This window comes from Streptomyces sp. NPDC111516 (assembly GCF_055635345.1).
In genome coordinates, this window is the sequence record NZ_JBVKBV010000017.1 from 38,350 (window position 1) to 53,300 (window position 14,951).

Sequence of the window (14,951 nt, forward strand, 5' to 3'; positions counted from 1 at the left end):
GCCATGTCCGACCCTCCCGCCCGTGTCCTCTACATCACCGGATGGATGCGCAGCGGCAGCACGCTGCTCGGCAACGTCCTCAACGAGCTGCCCGGCGTACGGCACATCGGTGAGCTGCACTTCCTGTGGAAGAACGGCGTCCTCGGCGCCGGGACCAACTCGACCTGCGGCTGTGGACGGCCGCTGACGGCGTGCCCGCTGTGGTCCGAGGCGCTCGCGGACCTTCCCGCCCGAGGCGCCGAGGCGACGGCACGCCGGATGCTGGCCCTCCAGCGGAAGTTGATGCGCACCCGGCACACCCGGGCCAGACTCGTCGAGGCGCGCGGCGCCCGGCCCGCCGCCGGCGTCACCGAGCTGCTCGACCAATCCGCCTCCATATACCGGAAGTTGGCCGCGAGCGGCGGTGACCGCCTGGTGGTGGACGGCTCCAAATGCCCGGCGGAAGGCGCGGCTCTGCTGGGCCGGGGCGACCTCGACGTCCGGGTGCTGCACATCGTGCGCGACCCCCGGGCCACCGCCCTGTCCTACCGCAGCGCGAAGGAATACATCGACCCGATGTCCCCGGCCCGCTCCAGCGGTTACTGGACGGCCTTCAATCTCGCCTCCGAACTCGTGGGCACGGCGCGCGACCGCTACTTGCGGATCCGGCACGAGGACCTGTCCGCCCGGCCCCGGCAGACGCTGGCCGAGGTGCTGCGCTTCGCCGGACTGGACGACGAGGTGCCGGTCGACGAGGCCGGCCGTATCCGGCTCGGCGTCAACCACACTGTCACCGGCAACCCGGACCGGCTGCGGCGCGGTGTGACGCGGATCCGCCCCGACGACCGCTGGCGCACCGCACTGTCCGCCGCCGATATCGCGGCGGCCACCGTACCGGCGCTGCCGCTTCTCGGTCGGTACGGCTACCCGATGGCGCCCGCCCGCCCGGCCGGCGGCGGCCCGGACGCCACCGCAGGCCCGGCCGATGCGCCGTACACCCACGCGGACCGCGCCGCGGAGCCCCGTCGCGCCGACGGGCTGTCACCGAGCGGCCGGTCAGGGAGCACGGCCCGCCCCGACAGCCGCTACGAGCGGCCGGTCTCCCATTTGTGGCCGGGTGAGCACTGATGAATCTGGGACTGGCCGGTCGGGCCGCGCTCGTGGCGGCCTCCAGCAGCGGCATCGGACTCGCGGTGGCCCGGGTGCTTGCCGCGGAGGGCGCCGATGTGTCGATCTGCGGCCGCGACCCCGTGCGGCTTGCCGCGGCCCACAAGGAGGTGGACGCCTGCGGCCCGGGCCGCGTGCTGAGCCAGGTCGTGGACCTGCGCGACGAGGACATCGCCGCCGCATGGGTACGGCACACCGCCGAGACGTTCGGAGCCCTGCACGTCGTGGTCACCAACTCCGGAGGTGTGCCCTTCGGACCCGTACAGGACTTCGAAGTCGCCCAGTACCGCGAGGCGGTGAACGACAACCTGCTGCCGCATGTCTCCCTGTCGTTGGCGGCCGCGCCCCATCTGCGACGGGCCGGCTGGGGCCGGATCGTCATGATCACCTCCGAGTCGGTGCGCCAGCCCCACCCGGGCAGTGGACTGTCCTCGGTGGCCAGGCTCGGTGTCCTGGGATTCGCCAAGGGGCTCGTCGACGCCTTCGGCCCGTCCGGGGTGACGGTCAATGTGCTGGCACCCGGTTTCCACCGCACCCCGATCCTCGACGTCCAGTACGGCGATCGGATCGAGGAGCGGCTCGCCGAAGTCGCGGCCGCTCTGCCGCTCGGCCGGATCGGCCGGGCCGAGGACCTGGGAGCCCTGGTCGCCTTTCTCGCCAGTGAACAGGCCGCTTTCGTCACCGGCAGCGTGCTGGTGGCGGACGGCGGCAATACCCGCGGCATCGGCTGACACCCCGTCACCCGCGCTGCACGCACGTCCGTCCGCACCGACAGCCGAAGGAGTACGCGCATGACCCCGGGAACGGCCCCGGCCCTGGGAGAAGTCGCCGGCGCGCGCCGGCCGGCACTCCACGTGGTCAAGCTGGGCAGCGCCACCCTGAACCACAACCGTGTCTTCGACGAACTGCTCGCCCTGCGCGGCGGCGGCGCGCGGCTGCTCGTCGTCGCCGGGGGAGCGGCCGGAATCGCCGAGTACTACCGGCGCACCGGACGCGGGATCCGCACCCTGGTCTCCCGCAACGGTGACGAGATCCGATACTGCCCGCCCGAGGAGATGCGGCACATCGTCGCCGCGTACGAAGAAGTGACCCTTCCCCTGGTGGAGAAGGAACTCACCCGGCGCGGTCTGTCGGTCTTCACCTCGGTGGCCCGGTCCGGGTCCCTGGTGACGGCGAAGGCCAACGGACCGCTGAGAGTGCGGGACGACAACGGGCGCGTCCGGATTGTCCGAGACCACCGCGCCGGATCCGTCGCCGCCGTGGACGCGCCCCGGATCAACGCCCTGCTCGATGCCTTCGACGTGGTCTGTCTCTCCCCGCCGGTCGCCGACACCGAGGGCGGTACGCCGTTCAACGTCGACGCCGACGTCCTCGCCGCCGCCTTGGCCCGCGCCCTGGACGCCGACCATCTGCGCCTGGTGACCGGAACCGCCGGCCTGCTCGCAGACCCCGCGGACCCGACCAGCACCGTGCGCCACGTCGCCCCGGGGGAAGGCGGCCAGTACGCGCGGGGCCGGATGCGGCAGAAGGTGCGGGCCGCCGAGATCGCCATGACCGGCACCTGCGACACGGCGATCACCGGCCCGCACACGGTGTCGGCGACGGGCGCCACCCGGTTCTGGCGGGCCACCGCACCGGCCGCCGACCTGAACCTGCTCTCCCGCGCCGTCCACCTGTCCTCGGTCTCCCGGGACGAACGGGAGCTCGCCGTCTTCCTCGCCGAATGGTGCGCGGACAACGGGCTCAAGAGCGAGATCGACGCCGTCGGAAACCTTGTCGTCACCAAGGGCGCGGGAGACCGGCGCCTGATGATGCTCGGCCACCTGGACACGGTGCCCTACCGGTGGCCGGTCCGCTGGGACGGCGAGGTGCTCTCGGGCCGCGGCTCGGTCGACGCCAAAGCGAGCCTGGTGACCTTCCTGGAGACCCTGGTCGCCTACGAACCCCCCGAGGGCGTCGAACTGCGGGTGGTCGGCGCCGTGGAGGAGGAGATCACCGGCGCCGGCGCCTTCCATGTCCGCGACACCTATCCGGCCGACGCGGTGATCGTGGGCGAGCCCAGCGGCGCGTCCGCACTCACCCTCGGCTACTACGGCCTGATCAAGGTCCGCATGCACACCCGTGAATGCGTCCGGCACACCGCGGGCGAGGGCGTACGGACGGCCGGTGACCGACTGGTCGAGGCACTCACCGCGGTGCGCGCGGCGGTCGCCGAAGCCGCGCCCGCCGCCCTCACCGCGACTCTGGGCGTACGCGCCCTCAACCAGGGCGATGTGCAGGAGGGGGAAGCCGTGGTCGATGTGCGGCTGCCCCCGGGCCATGCCGTCGAGACGATCGTGAACACGCTGCGGGCCGCGGTGATCGAACCGGTCCGCATCGAGGTACTGCGCGCCACCCCCGGGGTCGCCACACCGCGCACGAGCCAACTCGTCAGGTCGTTCCAACGTGCTTTTCACGCCGAGGAGTTGAAGCCGCGCTACCTGATGAAGAAGGGCAGCAGCGACATGAACACGCTTGCCACCACCTGGCAGGACATCCCCATGGTCGCCTACGGCCCCGGTGACGCGAGCCTGGACCACACCCCCGCCGAGCACCTGCCCGCGGCCGAGTTCCGGCAGGCCCGGCGTCTGCTGACCGCAGCCGTCCGAGAATGGAGCATGATGTGACCTTGCAGACGATCGCCCCGGATCCCGGCCTCACCGCCCCTTCCGCCTCGCCCTACTGCACCTGCTATCCCGGAGCGACCGTGTGGCTGACCGGGCTGCCCAGTTCCGGCAAGACCACCGTCGCGCGGGCCGCCGCCGACGTACTGCGTCGCGGCGGCCGCCGGGTCGAGGTGCTCGACGGCGACGAACTACGCCGTACGCTCTCGGGAGACCTTGGCTACTCCCGCGAGGACCGGCATCGCAATGTGGAGCGCATCGGCCGCGTCGCCCAGGTCCTCGCCCGCAACGGCGTTACGGCGCTGGTGCCGGTCATCGCCCCGTACGCCGACTCCCGCGAACTGGTGCGTGCCATGCACCGCGAGAGCGGCGCCCCGTTCCTCGAAGTCCATCTCGCCGCCCCGGTGGAGGTCTGCGCCGCCCGCGATGTCAAGGGCCTGTACGCCCGTCGTGCCGCGGGTGGGATCAGCGGGCTGACCGGCGTGGACGACCCGTACGAGGAGCCCCTGGCCCCCGACCTGAGGATCGATTCGCACACCGAGCCCGTGGACCGGTCCGTGGCCGCCCTGCTCGCCCTGCTCACCGAGCGGGGGCTGGCATGACCGCCCTCACCACCGCACCGGTCGTCGTGCCGCCGGCCGACCCGTATGCCCTCTCCCACCTCGACACCGTCGAGTCGGAGGCCATCCACATCTTTCGTGAGGTGGCGGGCGAGTTCGAGCGTCCGGTGCTCCTGTTCTCCGGGGGCAAGGACTCGATCGTCATGCTGCACCTGGCGCTGAAGGCGTTCGCCCCCGCCGCGGTTCCCTTCTCGCTGCTGCACGTCGACACCGGGCACAACTTCCCGGAGGTCATCGACTACCGGGACCGTGTGGTCGCACAACGCAACCTGAGGCTGCACGTCGCCCGCGTACAGGACTTCATCGACGACGGCCGGCTGCGCGAGCGCCCGGACGGCACCCGCAATCCCCTGCAGACCGTCCCGCTGCTCGACGCCATCTCCAACGAGCGGTACGACGCGGTGTTCGGCGGCGGGCGGCGCGACGAGGAGAAGGCCCGCGCCAAGGAGCGGGTGTTCTCGCTGCGCGACGAATTCGGCGCCTGGGACCCGCGCCGCCAGCGCCCCGAACTGTGGTCCCTCTACAACGGCAGGCACGCCCCCGGTGAACACGTCCGGGTCTTCCCGCTCTCCAACTGGACCGAACTCGACGTGTGGCAGTACATCCAGCGCGAGCACATCGAACTGCCCGCGATCTACTACGCGCACGACCGTGAGGTCTTCGTACGGGGCGGCATGTGGCTGGCGCCGGGCGACTGGGGCGGACCGCGCGGTGACGAACGCCTCCGGCTCAAGCGCGTCCGCTACCGCACCGTCGGGGACATGTCCTGCACCGGAGCCGTGGAGTCGACGGCCGACACCGTGGCGGCGGTCATCGCGGAGATCGCCGCCTCCCACCTCACCGAGCGGGGCGCCACCCGCGCCGACGACAAGCTCTCCGAGGCCGCCATGGAAGACCGCAAGAGGGAGGGCTACTTCTAGCCATGGACACCACCGGAACACTACGGTTCGCCACCGCCGGCTCGGTGGACGACGGCAAGTCCACCCTGGTCGGCCGACTGCTGCACGACTCCAAGTCGGTCCTGTCCGACCAACTGGCGGCCGTCGAGGCGGCATCGCTGCTGCGCGGCCAGGAAGCGCCCGATCTGGCGCTGCTCACCGACGGTCTGCGCGCCGAGCGGGAGCAGGGCATCACCATCGATGTCGCCTACCGCTACTTCGCCACGGCCCGGCGCCGGTTCATCCTCGCCGACACCCCCGGTCATGTGCAGTACACCCGCAACATGGTCACCGGCGCCTCCACCGCCGACCTCGCCCTGATCCTGGTGGACGCTCGACACGGGATCGTGGAGCAGACCCGCCGCCATCTCGCCGTGGCGGCACTGCTGCGCATCCCGCAGGTGACGCTCGTCGTCAACAAGATGGATCTGGCGGGCTGTTCGGAACAGGTCTTCGCGGAGATCGCCACCGCGTTCGCCGAGTGTGCCACAGCCCTCGGTGTCTCCCAGGTGACCGCCGTCCCGGTCTCCGCGCTCGACGGCGACAATGTCGTACGTCCCTCGGACCGGATGGACTGGTACGCGGGACCCACGGTGCTCGAACACCTGGAAACGGCGCCCACGGGTACCGACCCGCGCACCGAACCGGCCCGTCTCCCGGTCCAGTACGTCATCCGCCCGCAGACCGACGCGCACCCCGACTACCGCGGCTACGCGGGGCAGCTCGCCTCCGGACTGCTGCGGGTCGGCGACCCGGTCACTGTCCTGCCGTCCGGCCGCAACAGTGTCATCGAGGCCATCGACACCCCGGCGGGGGCGGCCCGGGCCGCATGGGCGCCGCAGTCGGTGACGGTACGCCTGGCCGACGACATCGACGTCGCCCGCGGTGACCTGTTGGTCCCGGCCGCCGCCCCGCCCCGCACCACCCGGCGGCTGCACGCCATCGTCTGTCATCTGACCGAACGGCCATTGCGTCCCGGTCAGCGGGTACTCCTGAGGCACACCACGCGCACCGTCCGGGCACTGGTCGAGGAGATCGGCTCCCGGCTGGACCTGCACGATCTCACCGAACGTCCGGGGCCAGGAACGCTCCACGCCAATGACATCGGCCGGATCGTGGTGCGCACGGCCGAACCGATCGCCCTCGACGGCTACGCCGAACTGCGCCGCACCGGCTCGTTCCTGCTCATCGACCCGGACGACGGCAGCACCCTCACCGCGGGCATGGCCGACACCCCCGACATCACGGAAGAGGTGTGACGACCACCCCGGTCGATCATGAGAACGTCATGTCGAACCGGTGACGCCGGCACTGTCGGCCCGGCCCGCGTCCCGGAAGACTTCTCTCATCGATCGAACACCGCCTCCCGAGGAAGGGCCGACATGAACCTGACCGTCGCCAGCACCGCCTGCCCCGTCACCGACGCCTCTGCCGAGGACGGCCTGGTCATCGAGGACCTCGTCGCGTCGGCCGCCGAGCCGTTCCAGCCGGGTACCTGCATCTGCTGGACGGAGGCCGCAGCGCTCGCCGAGTAGGAGGAGACCACAAAATGGGCGCCCGGCTCGCGACGCCTGGCACGCACGCTCGCTGCGTTGCCGAAATGCCCTAGTAGCTCCGCTACGAGGACCTTCCGGCGCCTTGCGATCGCACGCACCAGACGCCGCGAGCTGATCGGACTCCCATTTTGTGAGCTCCTCTAAGAGGAGACCACATCCGATCACAGGGGGAACGGGGGCAAGGCGATGACGAACCAGCGGAGTGCGGGACCGCGGCTGGCCTTCAAGAACCATCTGACCGCCGAAGTGCTGCCGGGAGAGGGGGTGTTCCTGGTGTCCGAACGTGGCGTGACCGTGCTGCGGGGCGCCGGTGTCACCGAGCTCGCCCCGCTCCTCGACGGCAGTCGGACGCTGGATCAACTGGCCGACGAGGCGCCTGCCGGACTGGCCCCGGGGCAGGTACGGCGCGTCGTCGGCAGACTCCTCGACTCCGGGCTGCTGACCCACCGGCCGCCGGACGCCACCGCCACCGCCGACGAGGCGTTCTGGGACCTGGCGGGCATGGACGGGCCCGCCGTCACCCGCCGTACCGCGGGGACCACCGTCGCGATCGCCTCGGTCGGCGCACACGCTCGAGCGGCCGTCGCCGAGATGGCCGCCGCGCTCGCCGCCGACGGCCTCCGCCCGTACCGCGCGGGCCAGGACACCGACCCTCCCGGTCTCGCCGTAGTGCTCTGCGACAGCTACCTGGATGCCGGACTGGAGGCCCTGGACGCCGAGTACCGGTCCACGGGTACGCCCTGGCTGCTCGTCCGGCTCATGGGCGAACATCCGTGGATCGGGCCCGTGTTCACGCCGGACAGCGGCCCCTGCTGGCACTGCCTGGCCGAGCCGCTGCGTCGCAACCGTCCCGCCGAGGTCTTTCTGGGACAGGCTCTCGGCCGGCCCGTCCGTACTCCGCCCTCCGCTCTGGCGGCCGGCCGCGCGGCCGGCCTGCACCTGGCCTGCCTGGAGGCCGTGAAGTGGCTGGCCGGGCAGCGGCACCCCGGCCAGTCCGCACTGTGGGTCCTGAACCCACTGGACCTGACAAGCCGTCATCATCCGGTACGGCGCCGCCCGCAATGCCCGTCCTGCGGCGATCCCGATCTGATGGATCGCCAGGTCAGATCACCGTTCGTCTGCGTCGGCCGCCCCAAGACCGGCACCGGAACGGGCGAGCGGTCGCTGTCCCCGCAGCAGATGCTGGAACGGTACGGACATCTGGTCGACGATCTGACCGGGGTGGTCAAGGAGATCCGCCGGGACGGACGCGGCCCCGACTTCCTCAACTGCTTCCATTCCGGCCACAACCCGGCGGTCGCGCCCACCGGTCTCGCCGCGGTGCGCAGCGGACTGCGCAGCCACAGCTCGGGCAAGGGCATCACCGAAACCCAGGCGAAGGTGAGCGCACTTTGCGAGGCCGTCGAGCGGCACAGCGGCTACTTCCAGGGCGACGAGCCCACGGTGCGGGCCGCCTACCGGGACATCGCCGACCGTGCCGTGCACCCGGACACCGTCCAGCTCTTCCACCCCCGCCAGTACGCCGAGCGTGACCGGTGGAACGCCACGCACGGATCGGCGCACCGCGTCTGCGACCCCTTCGACGAGGGCTTGCCGGTCGACTGGACGCCGATGTGGTCCCTGTCCGGCAACCGGCACCGCTTGGTGCCCACCGCGATGCTCTACTACAACGCACCGGGCGCCAAAGGCCCGTTCGCCGCCACGTCCAACGGCTCGGCGGCCGGCAGCTCCCGCGAGGACGCCGTCGTCCAGGGTTTCCTGGAACTCGTCGAACGCGACGCGGTGGCCCTGTGGTGGTACAACCGCACCCAGCAGCCCGGCGTGGACCTCGACGCCTTCGGCGACCACTGGGTCCAGCGGGTACGCGAGGAACATCAGGGTCTCGGCCGGCGACTGTGGGTCCTCGACCTCACCAGCGACCTCGGCATCCCGGTCTTCGCCGCCTTGTCCGCGCGGACCGACAAGCGGGCCCAGGACATCACCCTCGGCTTCGGCGCACACTTCGACCCAGGGATCGCCCTGCGCCGGGCCGTGGCGGAGCTCAACCAGATGCTGCCGCCGGTCGCGCAGGCAAAGGCCGACGACACCGGATACAGCTGCGACGACGCCGCCGTGCTGTCCTGGTGGCAGACCGCTACCACCGACAACCAGCCGTATCTGCTGCCCAGCCGGACCGTGGAGCGCCGCACGCCCAGGGACTTCCCTTATGCTCCGCGCACCGACCTGGCCGACGACGTGGCGGCCGCCGAGCAACTCGCCCGCGGCCTCGGCAGCGAACTCCTGGTGCTCGACCAGACCCGGGCCGACACAGGCCTTCCGGTGGTCAAGGTGGTGGTGCCCGGCCTGCGCCCCTTCTGGGCCCGCTTCGCCCCGGGGCGCCTCTACGACGTCCCGGTCCGCCTGGGCCGCCGGTCCACCCCGATCCGATACGAGGATCTCAACCCGGTCCCGCTCTTCCTGTGACACCGTCATGCCGTCCCCCGAGGTCTCGCTCATGAATCCCCCCACCCCGTCCCTCATGCCGCTGTGGTCGCTGCGTGAGGACTGCGGATTCCGGCCCGTACCGGGCGATCCGGGCGCCGGCGTCGTCAGCACCCCCTGGGGAGAGATTCGCCTCGGCCCGGGCACTCCCGTGGTCGGCCGGGCGCTCGAGCGCATGACGTACGGCCCGGTATCCCTCGACAATGTGCTGCCCGGCTTCACCGAGGGCACCGGACCGGCCGAGGACCGCAGCCACCATGACGCTCTGGATGACGTACTCGATCGGCTGCAACACGTGGTGGTGCGCACGCTCGCCCGGGCGGAGGGAACCCACCAGCTGACCGTGGTACCCATTGCCCGGCGGGCCCGGTTCACGCCCGGCCGCCCCGCTGCGAACGCCGTGCACCGGTTGTCCCGGTACGTCACCCTGCGGGCCGGGGCCGAGGGATGGGTGGCGGAGTCACCGCTGGCCGTCCACCGCGTGGTTCTGCACACCCCGCAGGCAGGGTGGTTGGTGAGCTGCTACGCGCGGCCCACGACGGTACGTGAAGTGTCCGGGCTGCTCGGGCTGCCGGTTGCCGAGGTGGCCCTCGCGGTCGGCTATCTGGAGGCCGCCGGCATGCTGGTGCCCGGTACTCCGCGTGACGACAGCGCGGTCGCCTTCCTCTTCGGCGAGGACCAGGACGCCGCCCTCGCGCACTGGTCGCCGCGGGAACTGCTCGTCCACCAGCGCAGCCGACCGGGGGCGCACGACGAACCGGTGGGGAAGGCCGGCAGGTTCGTCGACGTCGGGGGCGGGCGCGTCGGCCCGGTCGGCAGCGGTACGGCCATCGCACTGCCGGTACCCGACCGTGAGGGGGCGGGTGAGCGGGCGCCGAGCCTCAGTGAGGTCCTCGCGGCCCGACGGTCCGAGCGCCCGGACGACGGAGGGCCGTTGTCCCTCGATCAGTTGGGGGAGCTGCTGCACCGGTCCGCCGCGGTGCGCCCGACCGGCGGCCGGCCCTACCCGAGCCTCGGCTCGTGCTATCCGCTGGAGTTGCACCTCACCGTCGCCGGCGGCGGTGATCTCCGGCGCGGGGTGTACCACTACGACCCGCACGACCATCTGCTGTTCTCGCTGGACACGGCGCCGGAGCTGGTGGACGGCCTGCTCGGCGAAGCCGCCGCGAACGCCGGGCTGAGCCAGGAACCGTCGGTGTTGATCAGCATGACGGCGCGCGTCAAGCGAATGGCCGGCTCCTATCGAGGCACCGCCTACAGCGCGATGCTCAAGGAGGTGGGGGCGCTGCAGCAGACCCTGTACCTGGTGGCCACAGCCATGGGCCTCGGACCTTGTGCTCTGGCCTTCGGCGACACCGAGACCGCTGCCCGCGCATTCGGCCTCGACTGGCGTGCCGAGCCGGGGGTGGGCGAGTTCGTGGTCTCAGCCCTCCCCGGTCCTGACGCAGGGACGACCATGATGTGACAGGTGCGAGCCTTGCGGAGCGCGCGCTCGTCGGTATTCAGCCACGGTTGACGGTTCCGGCCTATGCTGTAGCACGAGCGAAATCGCATGCGAGTGGGGGGTTTCAGTGCGATGGTTCCGCCTGTGGATTTCAGCTGGCCTGATGCGCCAAAGACCGGTCAGCAACGTCGAATTGGCACCCAGGATGGCTTATGCCATCACCTCCGTGGTCATCCTCTGCTTCCTCGGAGTCGCTCTCACCTATGCGGTGAGCGGTGACTTCGGAGTCCTGGGGCTCACGGCGTTCTGCGCCCTGATGCTGATGCTGCTCGGCCTCCAGTTCTGCCACTCTTTTCCGGCCCGGGCACCCCGGTGGGCCGCCCGTCACCGGGTGACCCTGGGCGTCCAGGCGGTGCTCACATTCGGCCCGTTCGCCTTCTTCGGTGCGGCCTGGCTGGGCATGCCCGGATTCCTCAGCTCCTCCTGCCTGTTGGTGCTGCGCCCGGCGCTCGCCTGGGCCGCCTTCACACTGGTCGTGGCGGCGACGGGGGCCGTGCAGTTCCTGGTCGGCTACGGGGCGGCCGAGCTGGCGTACAACACCGTGGCCACGGCTCTCACCGGCCTCGTGGTGTACGGGCTGAGCCGACTGACGGGACTCATCGGTGAAGTGCAGGCCGCCCGTGACGAGTTGGTGCGCGTGACCCTCGCCCAGGAGCGGGTTCGATTCGCCCGCGACCTGCATGACCTGCTCGGTTTCAGCCTCTCCACCATCACGCTCAAGTGCGAACTCGTGCACCGCCTGGTGCGTGTCGACCCCGAACGTGCTGAGAGCGAGATCATGGAGATCGTGCAGGCGGCCCGTCAGGCTTCCGCCGAGGTGCGCTCGGTGGCCGGCAGCTATCTGCGGATGAGCCTGGACCGGGAACTTCCGGCTGCCTCCTCGCTGTTGCGTGCCGTGGGTATACATGCCGAGGTGCAGGTGGATGTGGGTCGGGTGTCGCCGGCGGTGGACTCGGTCCTGGCCACGGTGCTGCGCGAAGGCGTCACCAACATGCTGCGCCACAGCAAGGCCCAGAAGTGCGTGATAAAAGCCGACACCGATGCGGGATCCGTGTGCCTCACGATCGCCAACGACGGTCTCAGGGACGCGCGGTCCGCTCCCTTCGCCGAGGCACCCGGTGCGGCCGCGGCAGGAGGGAACGGGCTGAGCAGTCTGGCGGCGAGGACCGCGGCCCTCGGTGGCCGGCTCGACTCCGGTGAGCGTGCCGACGGCTGGTTCGAGCTGGCCGTCGTGCTCCCCGCGCAGGCCGGCGCGAACAACTTCGAGGGCACGGTCACAGCCAGCCGGCATCCCGGGCGATCCGGACAGCATCCATCCGGTTCCGGGCATTGAGCCGGGTCACTGCGGCGGTCAGGTAATTGCGCACGGTGCCGGGGGAGAGAAACAGCGCTCGGGCGATCTCCGGCACCTCCTCGCCCTGTGCGGCCAGCCGCAGGACCTCGGTCTCCCGGGCGCTGATCGGACTCTCATCACCCTGTAGTGCGCTGAGAGCCAACTCCGGATCGACCACCTTGCCGCCGGCGGCCACCTCGCGGATCGCCGCCGCGAGACGAGCCGGCTCGGTGTCCTTGAGCAGGAACCCTGAGGCATGCGCCGCGAGCGCACGGCGCAGATTGCCGGGGCGGCCGAGGGTGGTCAGGATGGCGGTCCGGCACTCGGGGAGTTCCCTGTGGAGCAGCGCCGCGGCCTCGATGCCGTCGATTCCCGGCATGTCGATGTCGAGCACCGCCACGTCGGGCCGGAACTCGAGGGCCAGCGGCAGTACCTGGTCGCCGTTGTCCGTCTCGGCCACCACCTTGATGTCGGCCTCCAGCTCCATGAGTGAGGCCAGGGCTCTGCGAAGCATGAGCATGTCTTCCGCGAGCAGTACTCGAATCACTGATATCCCCCGGTGTCAGCGCAATGATCGACATCATTGACCTGAACTTTACGCTGAGAGAGGGCGACTCAGAAGGCAGATGCAGACCGGTGGGAAACTGGCGATGCGTCAGGGAATTCGCCGGGTGGCCGGTGCGAATCCTGCGTGACCCGACAGCTCGCCCGCGGCATGGGGTCCTTCGGAGGGCATGGAGCACCGACGGAACTTTGTGGCCTCGGCCGATGTATCTTCCGCCAAAGATCGGTTCCGCCTTGGGTGAAGGGTCGTAGAAGCATTGAGGGCCGGGCGGAAGACCGCGATACTGGCGACCGGCCCACGGGGGATCAAGGGAGGACACATGAGCCAGGTTGTCGCGGGGACCATGGTGCGCGTCGAGAACGTCCACAAGTCGTACGGCCAGGGAGCCGCCGCCGTCCATGCCCTGCGCGGCGTCTCCTTCGACATCCCCCGCGGTGAGCTCGTTGCGCTCAAGGGGCGCTCGGGCTCCGGGAAGACCACCCTGCTGAACGTCGTCGGAGGGCTCGATGCACCGGACCGGGGCCGGGTCACCGTGGACGGCCTGGACCTGTCGGAGCTCGGCGAGGACGGCCTGCTGGCGCTGCGCCGGGACCGGATCGGCTTCGTCTTCCAGTCCTTCGGTCTCATTCCGATCCTGACGGCCGCGGAGAACGTGGGCGTGCCGATGCGCATGCGCCGGGCAGACGTACGGGAGCGCGAGGAGCGGGTCGAGCTGCTGCTGTCCCTGGTGGGCCTCGCCGACCACGCGGCCCAGCGGCCCGGCGAGCTCTCCGGCGGCCAGCAGCAGCGGGTCGCCATCGCCCGCGCCCTGGCCAACAACCCCTCGTTGCTGATCGCCGACGAGCCAACCGGCCAGCTGGACGCGGAGACCGGCCATGCCGTGATGGAACTGCTGCGGGCGGTCGTGCGCAGCGAACAGGTCACCGCCCTGGTGGCCACGCATGACGCGACGCTGCTCGACCTGGCCGACCGGGTGCTGGAACTGCGCGACGGGGAGATACGGGACGAGACGGGGGAGTAGGCCAAGCCGTCGCCTGTCAGGATTGCGTCAATGACGTCCCCCGACCTGCTCCTCGTCACATAGGTCGGGATCGTTGGTCAGGGTTCACCGCAGGCCCGGCCGCCAAGGCGTGTTGATGTGGCGAGCGGCCCGCGCACCTGCTGTTCGGTCACGGCCGGCGATCATCTGCGCCCGCTGTCGTCCGGCCATACGGTGATGTGGTCCTCCTCCAGATCCAGCGCCACCCGGTCGCGCATGCCCAGCGACCTCGTGTACTCGGCGGGCAGCTGGAGGCGGCCGGCCCGGTCGAGCATTGCGTACTCGCGGGCCACCAGCGTCTCGTGGCCAGTGGTCTCGTCGACCTCGCTGCGGCGCAGGACCTCCGTGGAGGTGCGGCCGTCGCGGATGGCGACCGTGCGGCGGACCTCGCCGGCCACGGCGCGGTCGTGGGTGACGATGACGATTGTGGTGCCCAGCTCCTCGTTCGCCGTGCGGAAGGCGGCGAAGATCTGCTCGGCGGTGTGGGAGTCGAGCTCGCCGGTGGGTTCGTCGGCGAACAGCACCGCCGGGTCGCAGGCGAGGGCCACGGCGATCGCGACCCGCTGCTGCTGACCGCCGGACATCTCATGCGGGCGGCGGTCCCGGCAGTCGGCGACCTGGAGCAACTCCATCAGTTCCAGGGCACGTTCGGCACGGGCCCGGGAGCGGCGTCGCCCGCCCGCCAGCTGGAGGGGCAGGGTGACGTTCTGGGCCGCGGTGAGATACGGCAGCAGGTTGCGGGAGGTCTGCTGCCAGATGAAGCCGACCACCTTGCGCCGGTAGTGCAGGCGGTCCTTCGCGGTCATGGCCAGCAGGTTGTGGCCGGCCACCTGGGCCGCCCCGGCGGTGGGGGTGTCCAGGCCGGCCAGGATGTTCATCAGCGTGGACTTGCCGCTGCCCGAGGCGCCCACCAGGGCCATGAGTTCGCCCTCGCGGACGAGCAGGTCGAGGCCCTGGAGTGCCTGCACCTCCACGCCGTCCGCCGAGAAGATACGGACCAGACGGTCGCAGGTGATGAGGGCGTCGTGGCCGTAGGCGGGCCGAGCGCGGGTGGCGGTCGCCTTGTCGGCCAGTTCGGCGAGCGTGGGATTCGTCGTCATCGGGCT

13 protein-coding genes are annotated in these 14,951 nt (G+C 70.9%); 11 read left to right on the plus strand and 2 right to left on the minus strand.

Going from position 1 to position 14,951, the window contains the following annotated elements:
* Positions 1 to 3 precede the first annotated feature (3 nt).
* The 10 genes from ACZ7L9_RS27025 to ACZ7L9_RS27070 all read left to right on the plus strand — a co-directional run bounded on the left by ACZ7L9_RS27025 (position 4) and on the right by ACZ7L9_RS27070 (position 12,241).
* On the plus strand, positions 4 to 1,107 hold the full coding sequence (locus ACZ7L9_RS27025; protein ID WP_471419051.1) for a sulfotransferase: 1,104 nt from the start codon (positions 4 to 6) through the stop codon (positions 1,105 to 1,107).
* Positions 1,107 to 1,877: an SDR family NAD(P)-dependent oxidoreductase gene (locus ACZ7L9_RS27030; protein WP_471419053.1), complete on the plus strand. Its 771-nt coding sequence runs from the start codon at positions 1,107 to 1,109 to the stop codon at positions 1,875 to 1,877. Before ACZ7L9_RS27025 ends, ACZ7L9_RS27030 begins: the two co-directional genes overlap by 1 nt.
* A 60-nt stretch (positions 1,878 to 1,937) precedes the next feature.
* Positions 1,938 to 3,812, plus strand: a complete 1,875-nt coding sequence (locus tag ACZ7L9_RS27035; RefSeq protein ID WP_471419055.1) for a M20/M25/M40 family metallo-hydrolase — start codon at positions 1,938 to 1,940, stop codon at positions 3,810 to 3,812.
* Positions 3,809 to 4,411 (plus strand): adenylyl-sulfate kinase, encoded by a 603-nt coding sequence (gene cysC, locus ACZ7L9_RS27040; protein ID WP_471419058.1) that lies wholly within the window; start codon positions 3,809 to 3,811, stop codon positions 4,409 to 4,411. The genes ACZ7L9_RS27035 and cysC overlap by 4 nt, the downstream gene beginning before the upstream one ends.
* Positions 4,408 to 5,349 (plus strand): sulfate adenylyltransferase subunit CysD, encoded by a 942-nt coding sequence (gene cysD / locus ACZ7L9_RS27045; RefSeq protein WP_471419059.1) that lies wholly within the window; start codon positions 4,408 to 4,410, stop codon positions 5,347 to 5,349. The genes cysC and cysD overlap by 4 nt, the downstream gene beginning before the upstream one ends.
* 2 nt (positions 5,350 to 5,351) lie before the next feature.
* Complete coding sequence (locus tag ACZ7L9_RS27050) at positions 5,352 to 6,626, plus strand: sulfate adenylyltransferase subunit 1 (RefSeq protein ID WP_471419061.1); 1,275 nt, start codon at positions 5,352 to 5,354, stop codon at positions 6,624 to 6,626.
* 123 nt (positions 6,627 to 6,749) lie between these two features.
* Entirely contained in the window at positions 6,750 to 6,902 is a 153-nt protein-coding gene (locus tag ACZ7L9_RS27055) for a hypothetical protein (protein WP_471419063.1), read from the plus strand.
* A 207-nt stretch (positions 6,903 to 7,109) separates the two neighbouring features.
* Complete coding sequence (locus ACZ7L9_RS27060; RefSeq protein WP_471419065.1) at positions 7,110 to 9,386, plus strand: TOMM precursor leader peptide-binding protein; 2,277 nt, start codon at positions 7,110 to 7,112, stop codon at positions 9,384 to 9,386.
* 31 nt (positions 9,387 to 9,417) lie between these two features.
* The gene (locus tag ACZ7L9_RS27065; protein ID WP_471419066.1) at positions 9,418 to 10,869 is read left to right on the plus strand and encodes a SagB family peptide dehydrogenase; all 1,452 of its coding nucleotides are present in this window, start codon (positions 9,418 to 9,420) and stop codon (positions 10,867 to 10,869) included.
* A 142-nt stretch (positions 10,870 to 11,011) separates the two neighbouring features.
* Positions 11,012 to 12,241 (plus strand): sensor histidine kinase, encoded by a 1,230-nt coding sequence (locus tag ACZ7L9_RS27070; protein ID WP_471419068.1) that lies wholly within the window; start codon positions 11,012 to 11,014, stop codon positions 12,239 to 12,241.
* On the opposite strand, the gene ACZ7L9_RS27075 is transcribed toward ACZ7L9_RS27070, so the two are convergent.
* Positions 12,183 to 12,788 (minus strand): response regulator transcription factor, encoded by a 606-nt coding sequence (locus tag ACZ7L9_RS27075; protein ID WP_471419070.1) that lies wholly within the window; start codon positions 12,786 to 12,788, stop codon positions 12,183 to 12,185. The genes ACZ7L9_RS27070 and ACZ7L9_RS27075 overlap by 59 nt on opposite strands.
* A 337-nt stretch (positions 12,789 to 13,125) precedes the next feature.
* Here ACZ7L9_RS27075 and ACZ7L9_RS27080 point away from each other — a divergent pair, with 337 nt between their 5' ends.
* The gene (locus ACZ7L9_RS27080) at positions 13,126 to 13,827 is read left to right on the plus strand and encodes an ABC transporter ATP-binding protein (protein ID WP_471419072.1); all 702 of its coding nucleotides are present in this window, start codon (positions 13,126 to 13,128) and stop codon (positions 13,825 to 13,827) included.
* Positions 13,828 to 13,988: 161 nt separating this feature from the next.
* On the opposite strand, the gene ACZ7L9_RS27085 is transcribed toward ACZ7L9_RS27080, so the two are convergent.
* The gene (locus ACZ7L9_RS27085) at positions 13,989 to 14,945 is read right to left on the minus strand and encodes an ABC transporter ATP-binding protein (protein WP_471419073.1); all 957 of its coding nucleotides are present in this window, start codon (positions 14,943 to 14,945) and stop codon (positions 13,989 to 13,991) included.
* Between the last annotated feature and the right edge of the window lie 6 nt (positions 14,946 to 14,951).

What these genes read in the sequence shown, in the direction of transcription:
- ACZ7L9_RS27025 (WP_471419051.1), top strand. Translation starts at nt 4, where the DNA reads ATGTCCGACCCTCCCGCCCGTGTCCTCTACATCACCGGATGGATGCGC.
- ACZ7L9_RS27030 (WP_471419053.1), top strand. Translation starts at nt 1,107, where the DNA reads ATGAATCTGGGACTGGCCGGTCGGGCCGCGCTCGTGGCGGCCTCCAGC.
- ACZ7L9_RS27035 (WP_471419055.1), top strand. Translation starts at nt 1,938, where the DNA reads ATGACCCCGGGAACGGCCCCGGCCCTGGGAGAAGTCGCCGGCGCGCGC.
- cysD (WP_471419059.1), top strand. Translation starts at nt 4,408, where the DNA reads ATGACCGCCCTCACCACCGCACCGGTCGTCGTGCCGCCGGCCGACCCG.
- ACZ7L9_RS27050 (WP_471419061.1), top strand. Translation starts at nt 5,352, where the DNA reads ATGGACACCACCGGAACACTACGGTTCGCCACCGCCGGCTCGGTGGAC.
- ACZ7L9_RS27055 (WP_471419063.1), top strand. Translation starts at nt 6,750, where the DNA reads ATGAACCTGACCGTCGCCAGCACCGCCTGCCCCGTCACCGACGCCTCT.
- ACZ7L9_RS27060 (WP_471419065.1), top strand. Translation starts at nt 7,110, where the DNA reads ATGACGAACCAGCGGAGTGCGGGACCGCGGCTGGCCTTCAAGAACCAT.
- ACZ7L9_RS27065 (WP_471419066.1), top strand. Translation starts at nt 9,418, where the DNA reads ATGAATCCCCCCACCCCGTCCCTCATGCCGCTGTGGTCGCTGCGTGAG.
- ACZ7L9_RS27070 (WP_471419068.1), top strand. Translation starts at nt 11,012, where the DNA reads ATGCGCCAAAGACCGGTCAGCAACGTCGAATTGGCACCCAGGATGGCT.
- ACZ7L9_RS27080 (WP_471419072.1), top strand. Translation starts at nt 13,126, where the DNA reads ATGAGCCAGGTTGTCGCGGGGACCATGGTGCGCGTCGAGAACGTCCAC.
- ACZ7L9_RS27085 (WP_471419073.1), bottom strand. Translation starts at nt 14,945, where the DNA reads ATGACGACGAATCCCACGCTCGCCGAACTGGCCGACAAGGCGACCGCC.